The 21,925-nt window shown below is 71.9% G+C and carries 17 protein-coding genes, 1 pseudogene and 2 CRISPR repeat arrays; of the genes and pseudogenes, 16 read left to right on the forward strand and 2 right to left on the reverse strand.

All coding sequences use genetic code 11. The features are described from left to right. The first annotated feature begins 87 nt into the window (after positions 1-87). Positions 88-599: a CRISPR direct-repeat array (repeat unit 28 nt; unit sequence GTCCGCCCCGCGCGCCCGGGGATCAGCC). An 897-nt stretch (positions 600-1,496) separates the two neighbouring features. After that, a CRISPR array of direct repeats spans positions 1,497-1,837; the repeat unit is 29 nt; unit sequence GTCCGCCCCGCGCGCCCGGGGATCAGCCC. A 748-nt stretch (positions 1,838-2,585) separates the two neighbouring features. Further along, entirely contained in the window at positions 2,586-3,125 is a 540-nt protein-coding gene (locus AB0D45_RS00220) for a hypothetical protein (RefSeq protein ID WP_362454451.1), read from the reverse strand. Positions 3,126-3,747: 622 nt separating this feature from the next. Between AB0D45_RS00220 and AB0D45_RS00225 the strand changes: the two genes are divergently transcribed. After that, positions 3,748-3,936, forward strand: a complete 189-nt coding sequence (locus tag AB0D45_RS00225; RefSeq protein WP_362454453.1) for a hypothetical protein — start codon at positions 3,748-3,750, stop codon at positions 3,934-3,936. 263 nt (positions 3,937-4,199) lie between these two features. Here AB0D45_RS00225 and AB0D45_RS00230 read toward each other — a convergent pair whose 3' ends face one another. Continuing rightward, positions 4,200-4,631, reverse strand: a complete 432-nt coding sequence (locus tag AB0D45_RS00230; RefSeq protein WP_362454760.1) for a hypothetical protein — start codon at positions 4,629-4,631, stop codon at positions 4,200-4,202. Between the two features lie 108 nt (positions 4,632-4,739). Here AB0D45_RS00230 and AB0D45_RS00235 point away from each other — a divergent pair. The 15 genes and pseudogenes from AB0D45_RS00235 to AB0D45_RS00305 all read left to right on the forward strand — a co-directional run. Continuing rightward, a pseudogene (locus AB0D45_RS00235) lies at positions 4,740-5,042 on the forward strand (transposase); the annotation flags it as partial. Between the two features lie 753 nt (positions 5,043-5,795). Further along, on the forward strand, positions 5,796-6,479 hold the full coding sequence (locus tag AB0D45_RS00240) for a conjugal transfer protein (protein WP_362454737.1): 684 nt from the start codon (positions 5,796-5,798) through the stop codon (positions 6,477-6,479). Then, positions 6,476-6,796, forward strand: coding sequence for a hypothetical protein (locus AB0D45_RS00245; RefSeq protein ID WP_362454455.1), 321 nt, complete (start codon positions 6,476-6,478; stop codon positions 6,794-6,796). Before AB0D45_RS00240 ends, AB0D45_RS00245 begins: the two co-directional genes overlap by 4 nt. Continuing rightward, positions 6,793-7,299, forward strand: a complete 507-nt coding sequence (locus AB0D45_RS00250; protein WP_362454457.1) for a hypothetical protein — start codon at positions 6,793-6,795, stop codon at positions 7,297-7,299. The genes AB0D45_RS00245 and AB0D45_RS00250 overlap by 4 nt, the downstream gene beginning before the upstream one ends. After that, entirely contained in the window at positions 7,296-9,866 is a 2,571-nt protein-coding gene (locus tag AB0D45_RS00255) for an ATP-binding protein (RefSeq protein WP_362454459.1), read from the forward strand. Before AB0D45_RS00250 ends, AB0D45_RS00255 begins: the two co-directional genes overlap by 4 nt. Beyond that, entirely contained in the window at positions 9,863-10,138 is a 276-nt protein-coding gene (locus AB0D45_RS00260) for a hypothetical protein (RefSeq protein ID WP_362454461.1), read from the forward strand. Before AB0D45_RS00255 ends, AB0D45_RS00260 begins: the two co-directional genes overlap by 4 nt. Then, a complete protein-coding gene (locus tag AB0D45_RS00265) occupies positions 10,135-12,780 on the forward strand; it encodes a hypothetical protein (protein WP_362454463.1) in 2,646 nt (881 codons plus the stop codon). The genes AB0D45_RS00260 and AB0D45_RS00265 overlap by 4 nt, the downstream gene beginning before the upstream one ends. Positions 12,781-12,788: 8 nt before the next feature. Continuing rightward, on the forward strand, positions 12,789-13,898 hold the full coding sequence (locus tag AB0D45_RS00270; RefSeq protein WP_362454465.1) for a C40 family peptidase: 1,110 nt from the start codon (positions 12,789-12,791) through the stop codon (positions 13,896-13,898). Further along, entirely contained in the window at positions 13,895-14,533 is a 639-nt protein-coding gene (locus tag AB0D45_RS00275) for a hypothetical protein (protein ID WP_362454467.1), read from the forward strand. Before AB0D45_RS00270 ends, AB0D45_RS00275 begins: the two co-directional genes overlap by 4 nt. Beyond that, a complete protein-coding gene (locus tag AB0D45_RS00280) occupies positions 14,518-17,097 on the forward strand; it encodes an ATP/GTP-binding protein (RefSeq protein WP_362454469.1) in 2,580 nt (859 codons plus the stop codon). The genes AB0D45_RS00275 and AB0D45_RS00280 overlap by 16 nt, the downstream gene beginning before the upstream one ends. Then, positions 17,094-17,993, forward strand: a complete 900-nt coding sequence (locus AB0D45_RS00285; protein WP_362454471.1) for a replication-relaxation family protein — start codon at positions 17,094-17,096, stop codon at positions 17,991-17,993. Before AB0D45_RS00280 ends, AB0D45_RS00285 begins: the two co-directional genes overlap by 4 nt. A gap of 741 nt (positions 17,994-18,734) precedes the next feature. Then, positions 18,735-19,340 (forward strand): hypothetical protein, encoded by a 606-nt coding sequence (locus AB0D45_RS00290; RefSeq protein WP_362454473.1) that lies wholly within the window; start codon positions 18,735-18,737, stop codon positions 19,338-19,340. A gap of 398 nt (positions 19,341-19,738) precedes the next feature. Continuing rightward, positions 19,739-20,200, forward strand: coding sequence for an ATP/GTP-binding protein (locus AB0D45_RS00295; protein WP_362454475.1), 462 nt, complete (start codon positions 19,739-19,741; stop codon positions 20,198-20,200). Positions 20,201-20,374: 174 nt separating this feature from the next. After that, positions 20,375-20,983: an SAF domain-containing protein gene (locus tag AB0D45_RS00300; protein WP_362454477.1), complete on the forward strand. Its 609-nt coding sequence runs from the start codon at positions 20,375-20,377 to the stop codon at positions 20,981-20,983. Next, positions 20,983-21,804 (forward strand): hypothetical protein, encoded by an 822-nt coding sequence (locus AB0D45_RS00305; RefSeq protein WP_362454479.1) that lies wholly within the window; start codon positions 20,983-20,985, stop codon positions 21,802-21,804. Before AB0D45_RS00300 ends, AB0D45_RS00305 begins: the two co-directional genes overlap by 1 nt. The last annotated feature ends 121 nt before the right edge of the window (positions 21,805-21,925 follow it).

Below are 21,925 nucleotides of genomic sequence, written 5' to 3' on the forward strand. Positions count from 1 at the left end.
CAAAATGCGACGCCCTCCTCCAGCAGCTACAGCACCTGAGTACCGAATAACCTCGCCAACACCCCTCCGCTCCACAGGTCGCAAAGGGTCCGCCCCGCACGCTCGGGAATCAGCCCAACCCGGACGGCTACCGGTACGGCGTGCGGATGTCCGCCCCGCGCACCCGGGGATCAGCCCGCCCTCGGCGTCTCCAGCACGTGCGAGATCACGTCCGCCCCGCGCGCCCGGGGATCAGCCCCACGACGGCTACATCGACTTCACGAACCGGAAGTCCGCCCCGCGCGCTCGGGGATCAGCCGGCGCTCCTGGCCGAGTACGAGCCGACCGGTGTGTCCGCCCCGCGCGCCCGGGGATCAGCCGGTGGCGGTGGCCAAGTTCGCGATGCGCGACCGGTCCGCCCCGCGCGCCCGGGGATCAGCCGCGAAGCCACGCGGCAGCCTCCTCGACCGCTGGGTCCGCCCCGCGCGCCCGGAGGCCGGGAGTCATGGTGCCGTAGCGGCCCTCCTTGAGGTCCGCCCCGCGCGCCCGGGGATCAGCCGGAGTGGGGGGAGATGGTGACGCTGTTCGTCGCGTCAGCCACGCGCGCCCGAGGATCAGCGGCCGTACGAGCTCGCAGTGCTGGAGTACGTCATGTTCACCCCGCGCCTGGGGATCAGTCCGACGTCCTCAGTCGAACGACTCTCGACAGCCGGTTTGCCCCGCACGCCCGGGAATCAACCCGCCACCGCCCTCCTCGCCGACCTGACCTGCCCCTCCACCGTGCTGGTTCGCCCCCACAGCCCTGCGGCGGCCCGCCCCGCGCGCCCAAGTGAATGAAAAAGGACCTTGCTGCTGGAATCGCTGCAGGTCGGGAAGGGGGCACCCCGCACGCTCGGGGATCACCCGGCCGGCTGCATCGGCGCGGCCCTCGCCGTGATGGTCACCCCGCACGCCCGGGGATCAGCCGGGCGCGGCCTCGGCCGGGTACTCCGCGAAGTCGGTCACCCCGCACGCCCGTGGATCAGCCGCAGGAGCTCGGCGGAGACCTATCAAAGGCGACGTCCGCCCCACGCGCCCGGGAATCAGCCTGCCATCATCGAGCAGCAGGACCGGCCCCGCGCGCCCGGGGATCAGTCGGAGAGCACCGATGGCGAGGGAGAGGGGTACGGTACGCCCCACGCGCCCGGGGATCAGCCGCTGCAGGACCTGGTCGACGCCGCGCTGGACGAGTCCGCCCCGCACGCCCGGGAATCAGCCCGACTGGGGCGACGGCCACAACCCCATCTGCCGGGCAGCCCCGCTCGCCCGGGGATGGACCACAGCCGGCGCCCGCGCAGAGCGTCCGCCCCGCGCCCGGGGATCAGCCGCGGCTGCGCGACGCGTACGTGGCCACGACGGCGTACGCCCCGCGCGCTCGGGGATCACCCCCAGGGGCCCTTTTCGACCTCGTCGCTGTAGCGGCAGCCCTGCGCGCCCGGGAATCAGCCGCCTCCGTGGCCTGGATCGCTGGCGACTGCGGGGTCCCCGCGCGCCCAAGTGAATGAAAATGGACCCTGCTGCTGGGACCGCTGCAGGTCGGGAAGGGTCCGCCCCGCGCGCCCGGGGATCAGCCCGTCTGGGCGAACTCGCTCGTTCCGGGGCTCCTTGTCCGCCCCGCGCGCCCGGGGATCAGCCCCAGGGCCGGGGGGTGCGGTCGCCTCACGCGCGGTCCGCCCCGCGCGCCCGGGGATCAGCCCACCCCGGAGTCACCGCCGCCGGCCGTATCCAGGTCCGCCCCGCGCGCCCGGGGATCAGCCCGACGAGCGGCACGCGTTCGCACGGCTGATCGCGTCCGTCCCGCACGCTCGGAAATTAACCCATGGGAGCCGGGATGGCATGCGCTGGCGCGTTGTCTTCCCCGCGCGCCTGGGGATCAGCCCCCGATGATCGCGACCGGGATCATGCCGATCAGGTACGCCCCGCGCGCCCGGGATCAGCCCCACATCGGCACCGCCGACGGACGCGTTGTCGAGTCCGCCCCGCGCGCCCGGGAATCAGCCGGCGTCGATGACGGCCGGGGTATGGCGGCCCGGCGTACGCCCCGCGCGCCCGGGGATCAGCCGGGCCGACAGGCCGAGTTCGTGCGTGCCGCAGCGTCCGCCCCGCACGCCCGTGGATCAGCCCGCCATGCCCGTGGAGCGGGTCCAGAGGCCCTGTCCGCCCCGCACGCCCGGGGATCAGCCCCGGATCTGGCCCTGGAGGTAGCGGATCAGCTCGTCCGCCCCGCAGGCCCGGGGATCAGCCCCGCGGTGACCACACGGCGGCCGAAATCCTGAATGTGTGCCCCGAATGCCCGGGGATGAACCCAACCCCTGCTGGAACCGGGCGCTGTAGTCAGCCCCGGACGCTCCGGGATCAACCGGGTGGCACCATCGCGGTCCACATGCGGGAGGCGTCAGCAGCAGCGTGTTCAGTAGCTGGGCTGTCTCCGCTTCCATGTCCGCTCCCCCGCCGCGGCCCTCGTTGATCCGGGCCAGCCGCGCGGCGGCTTCGCGCAGGGCGTCCGCATCCCCCTGCGGCGTGGTGGGCCGGGATGATCTGCCGGTGCAGGGGTTCGCTCTCCTGACCTACCTTCTCGCCGAGGACAGCAGTCGCCTCAGGACTGGAAATCGCACTAGTAGAGGCGCTGCGTCTACCAGCGGATGCGCGGGCCCCAGGACGGTAGTGAGGATGTCGCGCCAGAACTCCCGTACGGTCTGCTGCGCGTGGGTGCGCGCGTCCACGGTGTCGGACGGGGATGTGTCGGGCAGGTGCCTTCCTTCGACTGGCAGGTAGGCGACGCCGGCCGCTCGGAGGGCGCAGGTTCGGTGTTGGCCGTTCGTGAGGCCGTCGTGGTTGTCGTCCCAACAGATGGGATCGGGTACCAGAGCCCGAGCCCATTCGCGGTCGGCTTCTTCGAGGTGTTCCATGGCGTAGGCCGCTCGGCCGCGCTCGGCGTCCTCGTCCAGCTCGGCAGCCGCGAGTTCGGTTGCGGCCTCGGCGATCGCGGTCCAGTTCGCTTGGTGGTAGGGGCAGGCGGCGAAATCCTGCGGCGTGAGGCGGGCGAAGAGCTCCGCATGGGCCACTTGTCCGGCGTACCAGTCGTCCGGGTAGGTCTTCTCGATCACTTCCACCTGCCGGAAGTGCCGGCATTTGGAGAGGCGGTGGGGCCACGGCAGACGCGAGACTGGCACGGGACGTATCCCCGTCACACCCTCCAGGAAGAGGGCACGTCCGCGGTGCTGGAGAAGCTGCTCGGGTACAGGATGGCCGACTCGGCCCAGGCGTAGCGCTGGGTCGATGGCGGCGAAGGTTCGGACGAGTGCGAGGGCGCGGCGCAGGGCGAGATCGCCGTCTTCGTCGTGGCGGGCGAGGCCGGTGCGGGCGAGGTTCTGGAAGATCTTCCAGTCGCAGGTGACGGCTGGGGCGAGGCGGTAGGGCTGTCGCCGGTGTGCTGGACTCGGGGGAAGTAGGCGTCGCCGTCGGCGTTTTTGCCGAGCCAGGAGCGGGTGCGGCTGATAACGCTGTTGCGCATCTCCTTGTGACCGGGCGGCCCGGCCAGAGGGCATCATCGATGGCATGGTGGTCGGCACCTGGGTTGAGCACGAGGTAGGCCACTAGCTCGACGGCCGCGTTCAGACGGTTAGAACAGACGCCGCCCGGAACGACGTCGGCCGCCACACCCTCGGCGTCCACCGCAACTCACTCGCGCCTGCGGAGATCCAGCTGCTCCTGGTCGACGCCTACGGCATGACCGCCCACCGATACCAGCGCCAGTCGAACGCCACAGCCCTGGCCCCGGTCGAGGACCCCTTCACGCCGGTCCCGCTCTCGGCCCTCCAGGAGCAACTGATCAGCGACGCGATCGGATGCGACCCCCGGCTCGGCACCGCCGACGCCTCCCAGCATGAGCGCCCATGGGCGGCCGGCAGGCGATGAACGAGCAGTTGGTCACAGCTCACGGCTCTCCCGCAGCGGGTTGAAACAACGCCGCTCGCTTCCGGTCCCGCCCATCCGTCAGGCGCCCTACAGAAGCCCATCACCTCCCTCCCCTACAAATAAAGTCTGGCCGGTCACCACCTCCGAAAAGGGCGCCTGACCAGTCCAAATGCAAGGTGCGGGATCAGGTCGGTATCCCGGGCAGTTTCCCCCTCTTGCGTCCCCCTCAATGTCCCCCTCCTACCTCCCCCGCTGCTTCCCCCTCAGCCGCGCAAGGCCTGCAGGGGCTGGCGAACCCCGCGGGCAGGGCAGCAGCGTCGCTGGCGCCGAGCACCGTGTCGATGGCGACTCTGCCGGAGCAACAGGCACTCACCCCTGGTAAAGGCTCCAGCGGCCCTGGCGGGCGGCTCGCGGCGGACGGCCGCCTCGGTCAGGCCGAGCGCGGGCAGCGGCCTGAGCCGGGGTGGCCCCGTGGCGGCCCGCCACCACACGGCCTCGCCCAGCACGCCCTGGATGTCCTGCTGCCCGCAGCGATCGGGCTCGAGCGCGAGACGCTGGCCGAAGCCGGCGCCCAGCTCGCCGTCGCACTGTCCGAGTTCGCCAGGCTGGTGGAGGCCGACGCCGACGACCAGCTCGCCCAGGGGGAGGCCGTCGTAGAGCGGCTCCGCCGGACCTCGCTCCACGTGCACGAGCACATGGGCCGCCGTGGTGCCGTCGCGGGCCGTGGCGGTCTGACCACCAACAGTAGCAGCTCCGCCGTCACCGACCCGACCACCGGCAGAGCCCCTCCTCGATGCAACTCTCGATCGCTCGGCTGGACCCGACCCAGGCTTCGTGACTCCGCCGGGGCCGACCGCTGGACCTGGCTCGTTCTGGCCGCGCACGCTCAACTGCGTCCCGCCCGGCCGCTCGCGGGATCTCCGCCGGCCGTGGGAACGACCGGCGGAACCGAACAGGCTTACCCCCACCCGAGTCCGCCGGGGGCTCAGGAACCTGCGCGCGAAGACCGGCACGCTGGCCGGTGCACTGAAACCCACGCGGCCCGGGCCCGGACGTCCCCTCGGATCGAAGAGCAGCGGCCCGGGACCCGCTACGACGTCGGACGTGTCCTTGCCACCGGCAACTCCTACACCCGGCCCGCGCACCGCAAGGTCGGCACCAAGCCCAGACGGCACCGTTACCCGCTTCGGCCGCACGCGCGCCGGATCGCCCGCGGTGGTGGGAGCGGTGAGGTGGTTGGTGAGGTCACCGGGGCCCGGGTTCGTCACCGGTGAGTCCTGTCGGCAGGGCTCTGACCTGCGGTGGGGAGTTTTCACTGGATGGCGCGAGGTCACCGGTGACTCACCGGCAGCACTGTTTCCTTCCCGTGACGCCGGGGGGCTGGCAGTGGTGAGCCAGTGGGTGAGAAGACCGCCGTTTCGTGGGGTGCAAGAACGAGCACCTCCACGGAAGGCATTTTCATGAGCCCTGTACCCCGGCCCTCTCGCCGCCTACGGCGAGCGCCGCAGGCCGCAACCGCGCAGCCGTTGCGCCGTTCCCGTCCGGAGACCGTTCCGGTCAGCGGGAGCGTCTCGAGCGGTCCGCGTCTTGCCCGGATCGGGGCCTGGGCGGCGCTGGCCGCTGGGCCGCTGGCCCTGGCTGTCGCCCTCGTGATGCCGCGAGGCCCCGTTGCTCAGGCCGCGCCGGTTCCGCACGCCGACAGCGCATCCAGGCTGCCGGCCGACCCTGCCGGTACGGCCGCGCTGTTCGTGGAGCTGTGGCTACGCTCCGATGCGGCAGAGCCCGACAGCCCCGTGGCTGCGGCCCTGCGGTCGATGGCGCCCTCCGTGCACTTCCCCAAGCGCGTTCGCGGCGAGGCGATGCCTGGTGCACTGCGGGTGGTGCCAGTGCGGACCGCGTCCTCCCCCGATGGCTGGACGGTGGTTGTCGCCGCCCTCACCAACGCCGTCCCCCTTGCCCCGGCGGCTTCGAGTCCGGCGCCGGAGCCTGCAGCAAGCACCGGGCCGGTTGTGCGGTACTTCGCGGTGTCCGGTACCGGGGGCCGGGACGGCGGGGCGCTGAGTGTCTCCGCTTCGCCGGCGGAGGTGTCTGCCCCGGAGATCGCGCCGGAGACCGCGGCCGGTCCGTTCTCCCACTCCGTCCCCTCCGGGGCAGCCCTGTCGGCGTCGCTAGGTGAGTTCCTGCGGACCTACCTTGCGGGCGGGCAGGGCGCGGGGCTGGAGCGATACCTCTCGCCCGGGACGCGTCTGTCGGCTCCGGCGGCTGCCGGCTATGTGCGGGTGGACGTCGAGGACGTCGTAGCCGACACCGAGCGCGCGGGTAGGAAGGAGGTTCCGGCCGACGGGACCCGAGCGCGGGTGCGGGTGCGGGTCGCCGGTGAGGACCGGGGCGGAACGCGGTGGCCGCTTGTCTATCAGCTTGAGCTGACCACGCGGGCCGGGCGGTGGGAGGTCAGCTCCCTGGAGGGCGGGGCCGCTGGTGCGGCGGCCCCGGCCGCCCCGTCCGGTTCGGTGGCCGCGCCGGTCTCGGGGGGTGCGCGATGAAGCAGCAGTTCATCCTCGCGGGCAAGCTCGACGAGTTGGGTGACTCCCTGCTCGAAACGGTGGGCGGGTGGAGCGACAAGGGCCTGAAGGTCGTGCTGACTGTGGTGGTCGTCGTGACCGTGGCCCGCCGCGTCTCGCTGAAGGCCGGGATCGGAGCGCTGATCGCGATGGTGCTCGCGCTGGGCCTGTACGAAGCGCGGGAGTCGCTGTCCGGCGCGGTGAAGGACGAGATCAACAACCCGGCCAAGGGCACAGGCGCTGTCACCATCGTGGTCACCCCCAACCCTGCCGCAGGCGGCAGCGGAGGGGTCCTGTGAGCGGGGTCGAGCGGCCGCGGGTCGCGCGTGCCTACACCAGTGCGCGCCGGCATCCGTGGGTGCTGGGCAAGCTCGGTGACTGGGCGCTGCCGTTCGGGCCCTACACCCCGGCGCAGCTGGTGGTGCTGGGCGGTGGGGCGTTCGTCTTGATCAAGACGTTCGACTGGTGGTCGTGGGCGGGGCCGGTGCCGATCGCCCTGTGGCTGGGTGCGGTGTGGGCGGTGCGTGGGGCGCAGATCGCCGGGCAGAACCCGTTTACGGCTGTGCTCGGGGTGGGCTCGCTGCTGTTGAAACATCCGGCCGGGCGGATCGGTGGGCGGGTCGCCCGTGACCGGAAGCCGTCCTGCCTGCGTGCTCGGTTCGTCATCACTCCCGTCCTCGTGACCGCTCCGGCGAATGCCGGGACGGTGGCCGTGGTGGAGGCGCCTGCCAGCGGGCGGGCGGCTGCCGGTTCGGGTCTTGCGCGGCTGCTCGCCGACGGTGCGGGGAGGGCGGCGAGATGAGGACGCCTTTCCGGCATATCGCGGGGCATCTGCTGTGGTCGGTGTCGGGCCGGGTGTGGGCGGTGTGGCGGGTGGCCGCGCTGCCGGGCGGCTACCTGCCCGCCCGGGTGCATCAGGACCTGTTGGTGCGGATCACTTCGCTGGTGCGGTCGATGCCCGGGATGGAGCCGCGCCTGTTCGTCCTGGCGGCGCGTATTGATCCCGGCGAGGTCGCTGAGCGGATGGTGGCCGGTGTCGACTGGCAGCGCCTGCCGGCGTGGGCGGAGACCTGTGCGGCAACGGTCGATCTGCTGACCGGTCAGGAGATGCACGAGCGGACGCTGTGGCTGGCCGTGCCCTTGGCGGGCAAGGGCGGATCTGCGAGCGCTTCCCTCACCGCCATGTATGCGGAGCTGTCGGCCGCGCTGGACCTGCCGCCCATGCCGGTGGCCGAGGCGGACGTGAAGGCGGCCGTGTTGGAGGCGGAGCGGATCCAGACCTCCCTGGGCGGGGGGCTGGGGCTCAGGCCCGCGTCGGCGGCCGAGGTCGTGTGGATGCTTCAGCACGCCCTGCACCGCGGCCTGGTGGAGGAACCGCTGCTGTCGGATGCCGAGCACAGCCGGCTGTACGGCAGTCACGTCCGGGAGGGTCGTCTGCAGTCGCCGTCGTATGCGGATCTGGGGATGGTCCGTCTGGCCGAGGGCGGCCAGGAGACGGGCGCTGGCGCCAAGGAGGCCAAGCCGAGGAGCCCGTGGTGGCGGTCGGCGTCGTCGTCGCCGCTGGGTCGCCGGTGGCTTCAGGTGGAGTCCGAGGCGGGAACCGGATACCAGGCGCACCTGGTGCTGGCGGAGATCCCGCCGGCGGTGTCGGTGCGGGCCGCCGACGTTCTGGCACAGCTGGAGGCTCTGCCCTTCCCGGTCGATGTCACGGTCGATCTGCGGGTGGTGACGGCGAAGAAGGCGCGGGCGCAGGTTCAGCGCAAGAAGCGTGAGCTGCTGGACCAGGCTGACCAGTACGGTGCGCAGCCGACTGGGATGCCGCACTCGTTGCCGGATGCTGCTGGGGATCTGGCGGAGCAGGACGCGCGGATGGCCAGGACGTCGGTGGAGGTCGAGGTCCAGTCAGTGACGGTGCTCAGCGTGTGGGGTCCGGATGCGCAGGTGTGTGATGCGCGGGCGCGGGAGCTGTCGGCGGCCCTGTCGGGGGGCGACTACCGGGTCGAGCGTCCGTATGGGATGCAGGAGGAGTTGTTCGCTCTGGGTCTGCCGGGGACGGTGCGGGCGCCGAAGCTGTCGCAGTTCACGCAGCACCAGTTGTCGGAGGACTGGGCTGCTTCGGGGGCTTTGACGCTGTCGCGCGTGGGCGACCCAACCGGGATGATGGTGGGTTACGACCTTGACTGCGGCACGATCCGCCCGGTGCTGCTGAACCCGGCGGATGCCCCGCAGGTCAACGCTTCGGCTTCCAGCGCGGTGATCGGCGACCTTGGTGCGGGCAAGAGCGTGCTGCAGAAGCTCATCACCGATGCAGTCGTGGACCGGGGCGGGCGGGCGATCGTCATCGACCGGACCCCGATGCGCGAGTGGGCCGGCTTCGCGCGGACGGCGATGGGGGACCGCTGCCAGATCATCGACGCCGCGAAGGCACAGATCTCCATCGACCCGCTGCGGGTGTTCGGCGGTCCTGTCGGCGCCCACTACGCCCTGTCCTACCTGACCTTGCAGTTGGGGGTGGGGGCGATGACGGCCGCCGGGGCCGTGCTCCACCATGCGGTTGACGAGGTCAGTGGCGGTCCGGAGCCGTCGATGGGCAAGGTGCTCGACGTCCTCACAGCGCTCGCGGCCTCGGGCGCCGGCTCGGGCCGAAGGGATGCGGCCGCCACCATGGCCGACCTGCTGCGGATCGTACGCACCAACCCTCTGGCTGCGATGGTGTTCGACCCCAGTCTGCCGCCGGTCACGCTCGACGGGGATCTCGGTGCCGACATGGTCGTGGTGACCACGACCGGCCTGACCCTGCCGCCGAGGGAGGCGTTCGCCGATGTCGAGGTGCTGCGCCAGCAGCCGCTGGAGGCGTTGATCGGGCGGGCGGTGCTGTATTTGATCGCGGCCGTCGCCCGGCAGGCGGCGTTCACCGACCCGTCCCGGTTCTGCCTGGTCTCGCTGGACGAGGTGTACTGGCTGACCTCCTCCGCAGAGGGGTCCGCGCTGGTCCACGAGATCCTCCACGACGGCCGCAAGCACGGCGCCGGTGTCTTCCTCGGTGCCCCTGACGAAGAGGAGCTGGGCAAGGACGCCGGCCTGGTCGCCTACCGGTTCCTGGCCCGCACCGCCGACCGCGCCCGGGCGGTCAAGGGATTGCGCTTCCTGGGGTTGGACAGCGAGGACGAGGACCTCATCCGGCTGGTCACCACGGGCCTTTCCCCGGTCGGTCAGGCCGGCCGGGAGGGCGAGATGCTGCTGCGCGACCCGCGCATGCAGGTCGGCCGCGTCAAGGTCGTCGTCCCGCCCGTGCCCCGCATCAAGGAATCGATCTTCACGACACCCGGTCGTGCGGCACAGCCCGCGGCCTCGGGGGGGACCTCATGAACCGTACGAGTGGTGTGCGGCTTTTGCTCGAAGGCGCGGTGGCTGTGCTCCTGCTGGTGTGCATCGTCTCTGTGTGGGCTCCGCCGCCCGCTCACGCATCGTTCGCGTCGCCTGTGGCGGCCGCGTGCGGTGTGGCCGGTACGCCGGCTCCGGTCGCACGGGCTGCGGTCTGGCCGGGCGGGCTGGAGGGGCGTACCGTCCTGCTGCTGTTCTCCACGGCCGCCATCGGCGCCGCTGTCGGTCTGGTGACTCTCGCCGGACGGCGGCTGTGACCAACCACCTGCATCTGCACATAGACCGGGGCACACTACGCGCGGCCGGCTTCGTCGTGCTGCTCACGGTCGTGTTCGTGGTGACGAATACGTCGGTGGCGGCCGCCGCCGACGGAACTTCCGCCGGGTCAGGGTTGCTCGGTCCGTTGGACGTGATGACGGGTGAGGGGGTGCCGCTCAGCAGCTACCAGCTGGAGGCTGCGGTGGCCAAGCCCGGGGGCAAGATCCCCGCGGTCGAGCTGGTCGAGACCGGGCAGCTGGATCTCGACGTGGTCGGGCAGACCCAGCGGATGGTCCTCAGCGGCCTGTTCACCCTGGTGCGGCTGCTGGTCGGGCTGTGCTGCTGGCTGATCTCGTTCGTGTTCCGGTTCCCGCTGATCACCCTGCTGACCGGGCCCGCACAGCAGATCGCCGACGCCTACGAGCGTCACGTCGTCACCCCGCTCGGCCTCGAAGGCCTGCTGCTGGCCTGGGCGTTCGTGTTCGGGCTGATCCTGTTCGTGCGGGGGAAGGCCGGCACAGGGCTGGGGGAGATCGCGCTGACCCTGGTGATCGCGGCCCTCGCCGCCAGCGCTTTCGTCCGCCCGGACTACCTGCTGGGCAAGGACGGACCTCTGGACCAGACCCACCAGGCCGCCATCGAGGTGGCGTCCATCACCACCGCCTCCTACTTCGGCACGCCCGCGCGCGGCGGCCGCCCCTGCGACAGTGCGGTGGGACCCGCCCATGAGGCCTGCGTCAGCGAGAAGGCCGAGGCGAAGACGGTGGTCGATCCGATCCAGCGCGCGCTGAGCGACGCCCTGGTGGTCAAGCCCTACATGCTGCTCCAGTACGGGCAGGTTCTGGACCCGAAGAAGTCCGGCCAGGCTTCCGCGTACCGCGCTCATCTCCAGTGGGTGAAGAAGAACGCTCCTGAAGCGAGGCCTGCGGCGGATGGTGCGGCCACGGGAAGGTGCGACGGTGTCATCGGCCCCTTGAAGGAGGACTGCGAGCGCCAGGCCGCCAAGAAGAACCCGTGTGAGCTTCTGGATGGTCCGGCCAGGAATTACTGCGAAAACGGCAACGGTCCGGCCACAGACAAGCAGTCGGCGTTCTCCGAGCTGGTCGAGAGCCTGGAGAAGGCGGGGCCGGTGGGCAAGGAGGCGGCCGAGTACGCGCAGAAGCCGACCTGGGACCGGGTCTGGTCGGTGGTGGCCCTGCTGATCGCGGTGATCGTCGTCACGCTCATGATCGTCTCGATGGCGGTGGTGATGCTCGGCGCGCAGGGCGCCGATGCGGCGGCCGCCGCGGGCGGGCCCATCGCCTGGGTGTGGTCGATGCTGCCCGGCCCCTCCCGCATGCTGCTGTGGCGGTGGCTGGGGGTGTTCATCGCCTCCGCCATGGTCTCCTTCATGGCCGCGATGTGCCTGCCCCTGTTCGGGATCGCGGTGGACGCGGTCTTGTCCGGCAGCGGAGCCGACCTGATGGTGGAGCGCCTGCTGCTGGTCGACGCGATCGCCGTGGCGTTCTTGATCATGCACCGGCGGGTGCTGGCCGCGACGGCCTCCTTCGGGCAGCGCATGTCCACCCGTATGCGGTACAGGAAGGTCGGCGGCAGCCACCTGCGCGGTGACAGCTCCGAGCTCGGCGCCGCCCTCGCCATGAACGGCCCCGCCGCCGGCGGCCCGGGCCGGTGGGGGCCCTCGGCCGCGCACGGCGCGTTCGGCGCGCGCCTGCGCTCCCTGGGCAGTCTCGCCTCCCTGAGCGACGGCGCAGGCATGCCGATGTCGCCCGGCCGTCTCCTCGGCGACGCGATGGCCGAAGGACGGCGCGGCCTGGCACCGATCGCCGTCGCCCTGCGCGGGGCTCACGCCGCGCTGATCGGGCCCCGGCCGGCGCACCACCCTGCGGCCGCTCGCGGCGCCGCAACAGGTTGGGGCCCCGGCCAGCAGGAGGCTCGGGGCGAGATGGTGGTGGACCAGTGGACCGGGGAGGTCCTCCACGATCCCGCCACCGACCGGCCCCTGCTCGGATCGCGCATGCACGCCGGCGCATCACGGCTTCGGGGCTACCGGATCGCCTCCCGTACCGCGCGCCTGGCCTACGGGGCGTCCTTGGGGCTGCCCCGCAACCTGGACCGTGCCCGTGCTGCGGCCTCCGAGTTCACCGACGATGCCCGCACCCAGCTGCGGGTCGCCGCGCACCACGTCCGCGAGGACGGCAGCCGGTGGGCGGACGGCGGCCGGGCGCTGCGCGACCGCGTCGACCACGCCGGACAGGTCATCGGCACCGCCTGGCAGGTCCACGACCCCGTGGGCGCCGTACGGGACACCGCCGTGGCCGCGGCGATCGCCACCGCCCCGCTGGCCTCGCGCGACCGCGAGCCCGCACCTCGCATCAGCGTCTCGGCCCCGCGGGCCGAAGCCGGGCGCACCCCCGCGCCGCGCGCCACCAGCCGTGCCGTACCCGGACCTGCCGGCTCTTCCCAGAATGCCGCCGCAGAGCCGGGAAGCGGCCACCGGTCCGGTCGGTCCTCCGGGGCACGGCCTGTGCCGGGGCCCGGGAGCACGGCGGACGCGGAGGCGGCGAACGCGGCGCGGCTGCGGGCGATCTTCGCCGCCCGGGTCGCCGAGCGGCGCCGCCGCGAGGGCGGTGACCGGTGAAGCGGTGGATGAAGCTGGGGTGTCTGACGGTGCTGCTGGTGGTGGCGGCTGCCTGCTGCGCCGGGCCGGCGCTGCTGTCGGCCGCCGCCGCCCGCCACCGCACCGGCCCGGTGAGCGGAGCGGCGAGCGCTGCCGCGGCTGGCATCCCGGAGCGGATGATGGCCGCCTACCTCACCGGCGCAGCCCAAGTCACCGCTCATGTGCCCGGATGCAAGGGGATGCGGTGGCAGGTCCTCGCCGGTATCGCCCGCGTCGAATCCGACCACGCCGCCGGCCACCTCGTCGGAGCGAGCGGAGACATCGACCCCATCATCACCGGCCCGCGCCTGGACGGCTCCGGAGCCGGCGGGAACACCACCCCCATCCACGACAGCGACGGCGGCCGGTGGGACAACGACAGCGCGTACGACCGGGCGGTGGGGCCCTTCCAGTTCCTGCCCGAGACGTTCCTCGCGTACGGCAAGGACGGCAACAAGGACGGGACCATCAGCCCGCACAACGCGGACGACGCCGCCGCAGCGGCCGCCGTCTACCTGTGCGGCAACGGCCGCAACCTCGCCGACCGCGAGCAGCTGCGCGCCGCGATCCACACCTACAACCTGTCCTGGGCGTACGTGGACGACGTCATGTCGGGCATCGATCGCTACGACTCCCTCGGCACCGCTCCCGCCGTACCCTCGGGCAACATCGGCGCAGTCATCCAGGCCGCGCTGGCCCAGCAGGGCGTCCCCTACTCCTGGGGCGGCGGCGGGCCCGGCGGGCCGAGCACAGGGATCTGCTGTTCGCCGGGCGGCCAGGACGGCGGCGCTGTGACCGGTTTCGACTGCTCGGGGCTAACCCAGTACGCCTACGCGAAGGCCGGGATCATGCTGCCGCGCACTGCGGCTACCCAGGCCGGGGTGGGACGTCGCATCCCCGCGTCCGCCGGATACGGGGCGTTGCGCCCGGGGGATTTGATCTTCTACGGCTACAGCCCCACCTCGGATTCGACCATCCATCACGTCGGGATCTATCTCGGCGACGGGAAGATGATCAACGCGCCGCGGCCCGGAACGCAGGTACGGATCGACCCCGTCACCGCGATGCCCGACTACGCGGGAGGGGCCCGGCTCCTATGACCGGACACGCGTGGACAGGCGGCCGTCTGATCGCCGTCGCGGCCGTCTTGGCCGCCGCCGGGCTGGTGCTGCTGTGGACGGGAGCACACGGCATCCGGCCCGGCACGGATGCCGCGGTGCCCAGGGTGATGGGTTCCGCCCTGCTGCCGGGGCCGACTGCGCCGTCGGCCGCCGGATCCGTCGCTCCCCCGTCACCGCAGGCCTCCGCCGGCTCGGCGCCTTCCGCCGCTGCGGCGGTACCGGGCCCCACCCGGCAGTCGGCCGGGCCCGGTGCCGGCGATGGCAGCGCTGTGGCGCGGGAGCTCCCGCCGCCGGGGTCCGGGCCGGCGGCGGACCCGATCATCCAGCAGGCCCTGGACCAGGCCAGCCGGCCCGATCTCCCGCCGGACGACGAGCGGCGGTTGCTGGAGCTGAGCCGTACGGCATGGACGGCGGAGACCGCCGGCTACACCCAGGTGCGGGTCCAGGCCGCCACCGCCCGCCGCGACACCACACCCGCCACGGCCGGACAGCAACCGCGGGCGGTAGTGCGGCTGGTATGGGCCGGGGCGGACCCGGCCGGGACCTTCCTCGACGGTCGCACCGCGACCCTCCACTACACGCAGAACGGACAAGGATCATGGAACCGCACCTGACCGCCATGGCGGTCCTGCCCATGGGCGCCGCGCTGTGGGACGGGCTGGCGCCGCTCGCCCGCTGGACCCTGGCGAACTCCTGGTGGCTGGCCTTGCTCACGGCTGCCGCCCTGATCGGATGGGAGCACCTGCAACGGCGCCTGAGCGCCGAGGCCCTGTCGCGGCGCACCTACCTCCAGCTGGAGCCGACGCTGGCCTTCGAGCCGGATGCCGAGCAGATCTGGCGGCAGGGCATGCAACTGGTGCGGGCGGCCGGCTCGGGTCCGTGGTGGACGCCGCGCCGGGCGCGCTCGGTGAGGGTGCGACTGCGCGCCGACGGAAAGCGGCCCCTGGTCTACCGCATCGAGGCCCCGGCGACCGCGCAGCCCTTGCTGAAGCAGACCCCGTACGGGCCGCGGGTCGAGGTGAAGCAGACGGCCCCGGTAGCCGACAAGCACCGCGCCCACGTCGTACGAGCGGTCTTGACCCTGCACGGGGAGCCCGGCTCCCGCCTGCGCGAGGTGCCCCTCGACCCCGACCCGCTCCAGCCTCTGATCGACGCGGTCGCCGACCTGAACGCGGAGCTCGGCGACGTCGCCGAGGTCTGTGTGGATCTTTCCCCCGCGCCGCGCTGGCACCTGGCTGTGCGGCGGATGCAGGCCATGCAGCGCGCCCGCGACCAGGCCCGCCGGGAAGCCCAGCAGGAGGCCCGCTGGCTGACCCGCGAGTCGGCCGACAGCCTGCCGGTCACTATGGGAAAGCTGCTGGACCCTTCCGAGTGGCGTGGCAGCCCACGCGGGCGGATGGTCATGTCCCCCCAGCCCCGCCGTGTTGAGCGGGAGGCGGTGCTGGGGAAGCTCGCGCACACCCCGGGGCTGGTGCGGGTGCAGATCCTGGTGCGCTGCGCCTCGGATGCGGCCGGGCGTGCGGAAGCACGGCTGGCGCGCATCGGGGCGGCCATGGACGTCTACGCGGGCCCATCCCGCCTGTCCACGCTCGGCTGGTCCGCCGGTCCCCTGCGGTTCGGCCCCGACCGCCGGCCGTGGCGGCGCCGGTTCGATGAGCAGTGGGCGACGGCTGTCATGCGCCCGGCCCGCGGTGGGTGGGCGCACATCGACGAACTGGCGGGGCTCTTGAAGCCGCCAACCATCACGGCCCGTCTGCCGCTGCTGGAGACCGAGATGCCCACCTACGCCTTCGGGGAGAATCTGCTGCCCCAGGGCTGGCACCGGGGAGCGGACGGCCGGGAACGGCTGCTGGCCACCCACGAGGACGACACCCTCTTCGAGGTCCAGTCGGGCAAGGCCGGCTGGGGCAAGACAATGCGCGCCCAGGTCCACGCTGTCGCCAGCGCCCACAACGGACGTGGGCTGGCGTTCGTGGACCCGCACGGCGACTCCTTCGCCGACGTCGCCCGCTACCTCGCCCATGAGGACATCATCGACCGGGTCGCGCTGTTCGACCTGACCGTTCGCGAGGACGAGGAAATGCTCAGCTGCTGGAACCTGCTGGACATGACGCCCGGGCAGCCGGCGCACGAAGTGACCGCCTCGGTCGTGGAGGCGTTCGCGGGAGCCCTGGGCTGGGGAGATGTGACCGCGCCGCGTGCGCTCACCATCCTGACCAAGGCTGTCGAGGTCCTGGTGGCCGTCAACTCGCAGGCTGTTCTTGCGCAGGTGCCCGATCAGCAGGCGACGATCTTCCAGGTCCGGGCGTTGCTGACCGACCTCACGTTCCGCCACCTCGCCATCGCCGGCCTGGACGCGGAGGCACGCAAGTGGTGGCAGGCCACTTTCCCCGACATCCCCCGGGACGCGCTGCTGACCGTGCTGAACCCGCTGGAGCGCCTCGCAGCCTCCCCCGTCACCCGCGCGTTCCTCGGATGCCCCGTCAGCGGGTACGACATCCGCTCCGCCATGGACGAGGGCCAGGTGTTGTGGGTCTGCCCGCCGGGCACCGGACCCACCGACCGGCTGCTCATCTCCTTGATCGTCCACGACTTCCTGCGCGCCGGCCTGTCCCGCCGCGACCTGCCCGAGGCCAAGCGGCGGGCGTTCCGCTTCTACCTGGACGAACTGATCTCCCTGGACGGGTCTTCCACCGTGCTGGCGGAGATCACCGAGCAGCTGAGGAAGTTCGGTTGCCGCCTGTACGGGATGACCCAACTCATGCACCGCCTCAACCCGGCCACCCGCTCCGCCCTTTTGCAGAACGCCTCTTGCCTGTCCACCACGGCCGGATCGCTGGAGGCCATCGCGCAGATCACCGACCAGTGGCCGGGCACCGTCACCCCCCGCGACGTCACCGACCTGGAGCGGTTCAGGCACTACGCCTCCTTCACCATCGCGGGCAAGCGGGTCGGCCCCCTGCCGATCCGGGGCCCCGAACTGGCCGAGGTATTCCGCGACCTCGCGCGGCCTGGCCAGGTCGCCGCACTGCGCAAGACCGCGCACGCCAACACCGCCGCCCTGCCCCTGGCCGAGCGAAGCGCGATGGCACTGGCCCAGGAGGAAGCCGTTCGCTCCTTCCTCACCACCCGCACCGCACCCACCGAAACCGACGACGCAGGAGAGCAGTACGCATGACCACGGCCGTCTTCCAGCCCGCCACCGCGGACACCCACGCCCACCAGGTCCTGGCCCTGATCGCCCAGCACCGGCTGCTGACCAGCACCCAGCTCCACCAGATGCTCATGCCCAGCACCCCGCCCCGCAAGATCCACAACGTGCTGGTGCCGTTGCGTGAGCAGGGACTGATCACGCACACCGTGCTCCCCGGCCGCCTCCAGGCCCACTTCCTCACCCCGGCCGGCCACCAGACCGTCGGGGACTGGCCCGAACTCCGCGGCCGCACCGCCACCCCGATCCAGTCCTCCGCGGCCGCCTCCCTGCGCGCCGCCCACATCCTCACCGGAGTCCGCGCCCACCTCGCCTTCCTCACCGACGCCCGGGCCCGCGGCGACGAATACCAGCCGCTGGACTGGGTCCCTGAGGTCACCCACCGCCTCCCCGACACTGCAGGCGAAGACCGGCTCATCGCCGACGCCGTCTTCCACTACACCGCCACCAGCCCCCGGCGCCTGCAGTACCGGGCCTTCGTAGAGATCGACCGCACCACCATGAGCAGCGAGCGCCTGGCCCGCAAGCTCATCACCTACGCCCGCTTCCACGACTACACCCCCCAGCCCCTGGGTCGGCGCGGCACCGTCGCCGACCAGGGCGCCGTGCTCGCCTGGCAGCGCTCCTACCCCCGCTTCCCCCGCATCCTGTTCATCCTCACCGGAGCGTCCCGCACCACCCTGGCCAACCGGATCGCGGACCTTCGGCGTATGACCGCCGACCACGATCTCGTCACCCGCCTCAGCGCTCACGTCCCCCTCGGCGCCGTCGTCCTCGAAGACATCGAGGCCCACGGCCCCCAGGCGAAGGTGTGGACGCCCCTGGCGGGGAGCAGCGAGCCGCGCGGCTGGACCCAGCTGTGACCGGGACCGGGACCAGGCCCGCCGGGCTGTCAGCCGCCGACCTCGCCGACTACCACCAGGCCCAGACCGAACACGAGGCAGAGATGCGGGAACTCGCAGACCGCGAGTTCTAGGTCGAGACCGGGCAGATCGCCCGCTACGACGCCTACCGCTTCACCTGGCAGGAAGAGGAGCTCGACGAGACGGACCCACCGCCTCCCACCACCTACGTCGCCGGCGAAGGTGCAAGGCCCGGCATCGGGTCCGGCATCGACGGTGAAGACCTCCCCCCGTTCTGACCAGCGCGCAAAACAGGTGGCCGTACGGTGGCCGGCCCCTCAGAACCGCCCCCTGTAATCGACAGCGCGGGCGCCTGGTGAGGTTGCCAGCCCGATCGTGACCCGGGCTGGCGTCCATCGGTGAGAAAACCGGTGATCAGTGACAAGGAGCATTACCAGCAGCAAAGAACAAGCCATCGGAAGGAATTCAGGCCACGGCTTGCCGAAATCCCGCCAGCACCCGGTTCCGTGCACAGCACCACCCGGAAACCGCACGTCAAGGCCCCACAGGCGGACGAGGAACTGGCATTCATGGCCAAAAGTGACGTCCGGTCACCTGAGCCCGAAGAACCCCATAGGAGCTGCGACGTTGAAGTCGTAGGGTGCCGGATAGCACGACCACAGCCGTACGCAACACGTTGCACCAGCGATTTAGATGGGTTGCGCGGCAACCCGCCAGACAAGGTGACCCGGGGAGACTTCCGTGGCAATCGCACGACAGCACCACACCGGAAACCGTCGACTGCTCGCGGCGGCAGCCGCCGCCGCGACCGTCGCGGCCCTCACGGCCGGATGCACCAGCGGAAGCAAGAACGACAAGAACGCCGCCGGCCCGAGCATCTCCCCCAGCGCCACCGCGGCCGCAGCCTCACCGAGCGCGCCCGTCGACCCCGAAGCGGCTGACAAGGCCGAGGTCCAGGCGGCCTACACCCACTACTGGGATGTCCTGACCGCCGCCTACGCCAAGCCCGATCCCGATGACTCCAACCTGGCCAAGGTCACCACTGGTAGCGCCCTCGTACAGATCCAGCAGGACCTCGCGAACCTCCGTACGAGAGGACACGTCTTCTCCGGCCAGCCTCAACGCTCGAACTCCGGGATCACCTTCAAGGCAGACACGAAGCTCAAGACCGCCGTCATCACCGACTGCCTGGACGTCTCCCATTGGAAGCCGGTGGAGAAGAACGGCGGCACGGAGCTCCCGCTGCCCAGCACGCGGCTCTTGCGGTACATCAACACCGTGACGGCCGAGAAGTGGCCCAACGGCTGGATGGTTCTGGAGGACAAGCAGGAGGGGAAGGCGTGCTGAGACGACGCGCGGGCGCTGTGGGTGCGCTCGTCCTGTTCGCATCCAGCCCCTTGACAGCCAGCGCGGACGACCCTGTCAACGTGGGCAACTGCTACCTACACGTCTGTGTTGAGGTCAACGTTCCGGGCAGGCCCCCGGCCCGCTCGAACACGGGCCAGCAGGCCGGCGGCTCCTCAACAGGTTCCGGAAGCAGCATCGACGGCTTGGGCCGGAACTGCTCGTTCCGGCCGATGGATCCGCCTCCGCCGGCTGGCAGTGCTCTGTGGCAGGGCCACTCGCCCGGCGACGGGGCGGTCTACCTAGACCCGTGCGGACTCGGAAACGGCATCACGGACGGCGACAATCTCGCGGGAGCGGGGCGGGCCTTCTGGGCACAGAACCCGCCCGGTGCGGTAGCCGTGGACCCTGCTGTCCTCGCGCAGCGCGCGGTCGACTCGATGCTCCTTCGTCCGCCGGCCATCGGCATCGTCCCCAAGCCGGGGGGTGTCGGTGTCGTCGGTATGCCCGTCTACATGTGGACGGCGACGGGCCCCGAGACCTATGGCCCCAACGTCGCGTCCGCTTCCGCCGGGGCCGTCACGGTCACCGCCACGGCCCGGGTCGCCAAGATCGTATGGGCGCTGGGTGACGGCACGACGGTCACCTGCACCACTCCGGGCACACCCTACCGGGCCGAGTTCGGCAAGAACCCGTCGCCCGATTGCGGTCACAGCTACCGGACGCCCGGCAAGTACCACGTGACCGCGACGTCTACCTGGGCGATCGACTGGACCGGCGGCGGCCAGAGCGGTCAGCTGACCGAGGTCCGCTCCAGTGCCGTGGACATCGCCGTGGGTGAAGTCCAGGTAGTCGGCCAGTAGTCGGAGCACCCCTGTTCCCCCTCTTCTCTTCCTTCTCCTCTGCTGGAGGCACAGCACGTGAGTACGACCACCGCGGCCGCGAATGGCCGTGCCGCCGTCCCCGGGCCGGGTGGGCCCGCCGACAAGCCGACGCCAGCGCCCCGAGTCGTCCGCCAGCGGCGCCGCCGTCCTGGGTTGATCGCGCTGTCCGTCGCGCTGATCGCGGCCGGTGGCCTGTCGGGGGCGCTGCTGTTCACCGTGTCGGGTCAGCGCTCGAGTGTGCTGGTGGTGGCCCGGGATGTGCCGGTGGGACAGGCGCTCTCTGCAGCCGACCTGGCGCCGGCGTCGCTGGCTCTGGACCCGGTGGTCAAGGCGGTGCCCGCGACGAAGAAGGCGGGCCTGGTCGGCCAGCGTGCCGCTGTGGCCCTGAAGGCCGGATCGCTGCTGTCACCGGGGCAGGTCACGGCCGTGTCGCTGGTGAAGGGCGGTGAGCAGCTGGTGGGTGTGGCGTTGAAGCCGTCGCAGCTTCCGGCGTCGCGGCTGTCGCCTGGGCAGAAGGTGCTGATCGTCTCGACGCCGGATCCGGCCCAGGCGGCCGGGGCGGCGGGGGCCGGCAAGCCTGGTGAGGCGGCGCCTGCTCCGAAGACGCTTGCGGCGACGGTGGTCGCGGTGGGGGTGGCGGCGCCGGCGACGGGTGTGGTGGTGGTGGACGTGGCGGTGCCGGCTGCGGATGGGCCGGTGCTGGCGTCGCGGGTGGCGACGGGTGCGGTGGCGCTGATCGTGGCCGCGCAGGAGGGTTCCTGATGGCGGTGGTGGCGCTGGCGGGCGGGCTGGGAGCGCCGGGGGTGACCACGGCCGCTCTGGGCCTGCTGATGACGTGGCCGATGCCGGAGGGGCATCGGGTGGTGCTGGCCGAGGCGGATCCGGACGGCGGGGCTGTTCTGCCTGGTGCGCTGCAGGGCACGTTGGACAACTCGCGGGGGATGCGGAATCTGGCGGTGGCGGCCCGGCAGGGTCATGGGCAGCTGGTGGATGCGTTCTGGCGGCAGCTGGTGGACGTCACCGATGCCGGGACGCGTGACCGGCTGGTGCTGCCTGGTCTCTACGATCCTGCGCACGCCTCGGCGATGGAGCCGGCCTGGCGGCCGCTGTCGGTGCTGTTCGCGGGGATCGAGGAGCATGGGCATGACGTGATCGTGGACCTGGGCCGGCGGGGCGCGGTGGGGCCTTCGGGTGTGCTGGCGCAGAAGGCGGACGCTGTCCTGCTGGTCGCCCGCAATACGCTGCGCGGGCTGCAGGGTGCCCAGGTGCGGATCGAGGCGCTGCGTGCGTCGTTGGGCGGGCGCACGGAGCTCGGGCTGCTGCTGGTGGACGAGGGGCCGTTCTCGAAGGAGGAGGTGCGGAGGCACCTGGGGGTCACGGTCACCGCGGTGCTGCCGTGGCGGCCGAAGGAGGCTGCCGTGCTGTCGGACGGTGCGGATCAGCCGCGCAGGTTCGAGTCCGGGGAGTTGATGCGTGGGGTGCGGACGGCGGCGGTACGGGTGCAGGAGCTGGTGGCGATCCGCCGCTCGCGCCTGGCCCCTCCCCCTGGCACGGCGGATGTGGTGGTGACGGGTGCGCGCTAACCCTCTTCACAACGACCCCCGTGTGGCTGGCTCCCTGGAGAGCCGGCTGGGCGCCGTACGCGGCGGCTCCGGCGCTGGCGCGCCGGGCGGGCAGCAGGGCGTGCCGGTCAATCCGTGGCTT

The organism is Streptomyces sp. NPDC048352, assembly GCF_040651895.1.
GTDB lineage: Bacteria > Actinomycetota > Actinomycetes > Streptomycetales > Streptomycetaceae > Streptomyces.

Excerpts from the sequence above, each read along its gene's own strand:
- AB0D45_RS00245 (WP_362454455.1), top strand. The coding sequence starts at position 6,476 with ATGAAGCAGCAGTTCATCCTCGCGGGCAAGCTCGACGAGTTGGGTGAC.
- AB0D45_RS00285 (WP_362454471.1), top strand. The coding sequence starts at position 17,094 with ATGACCACGGCCGTCTTCCAGCCCGCCACCGCGGACACCCACGCCCAC.
- AB0D45_RS00280 (WP_362454469.1), top strand. The coding sequence starts at position 14,518 with ATGGAACCGCACCTGACCGCCATGGCGGTCCTGCCCATGGGCGCCGCG.
- AB0D45_RS00260 (WP_362454461.1), top strand. The coding sequence starts at position 9,863 with ATGAACCGTACGAGTGGTGTGCGGCTTTTGCTCGAAGGCGCGGTGGCT.
- AB0D45_RS00225 (WP_362454453.1), top strand. The coding sequence starts at position 3,748 with ATGACCGCCCACCGATACCAGCGCCAGTCGAACGCCACAGCCCTGGCC.
- AB0D45_RS00275 (WP_362454467.1), top strand. The coding sequence starts at position 13,895 with ATGACCGGACACGCGTGGACAGGCGGCCGTCTGATCGCCGTCGCGGCC.
- AB0D45_RS00270 (WP_362454465.1), top strand. The coding sequence starts at position 12,789 with ATGAAGCTGGGGTGTCTGACGGTGCTGCTGGTGGTGGCGGCTGCCTGC.
- AB0D45_RS00255 (WP_362454459.1), top strand. The coding sequence starts at position 7,296 with ATGAGGACGCCTTTCCGGCATATCGCGGGGCATCTGCTGTGGTCGGTG.
- AB0D45_RS00305 (WP_362454479.1), top strand. The coding sequence starts at position 20,983 with ATGGCGGTGGTGGCGCTGGCGGGCGGGCTGGGAGCGCCGGGGGTGACC.
- AB0D45_RS00240 (WP_362454737.1), top strand. The coding sequence starts at position 5,796 with ATGCCTGGTGCACTGCGGGTGGTGCCAGTGCGGACCGCGTCCTCCCCC.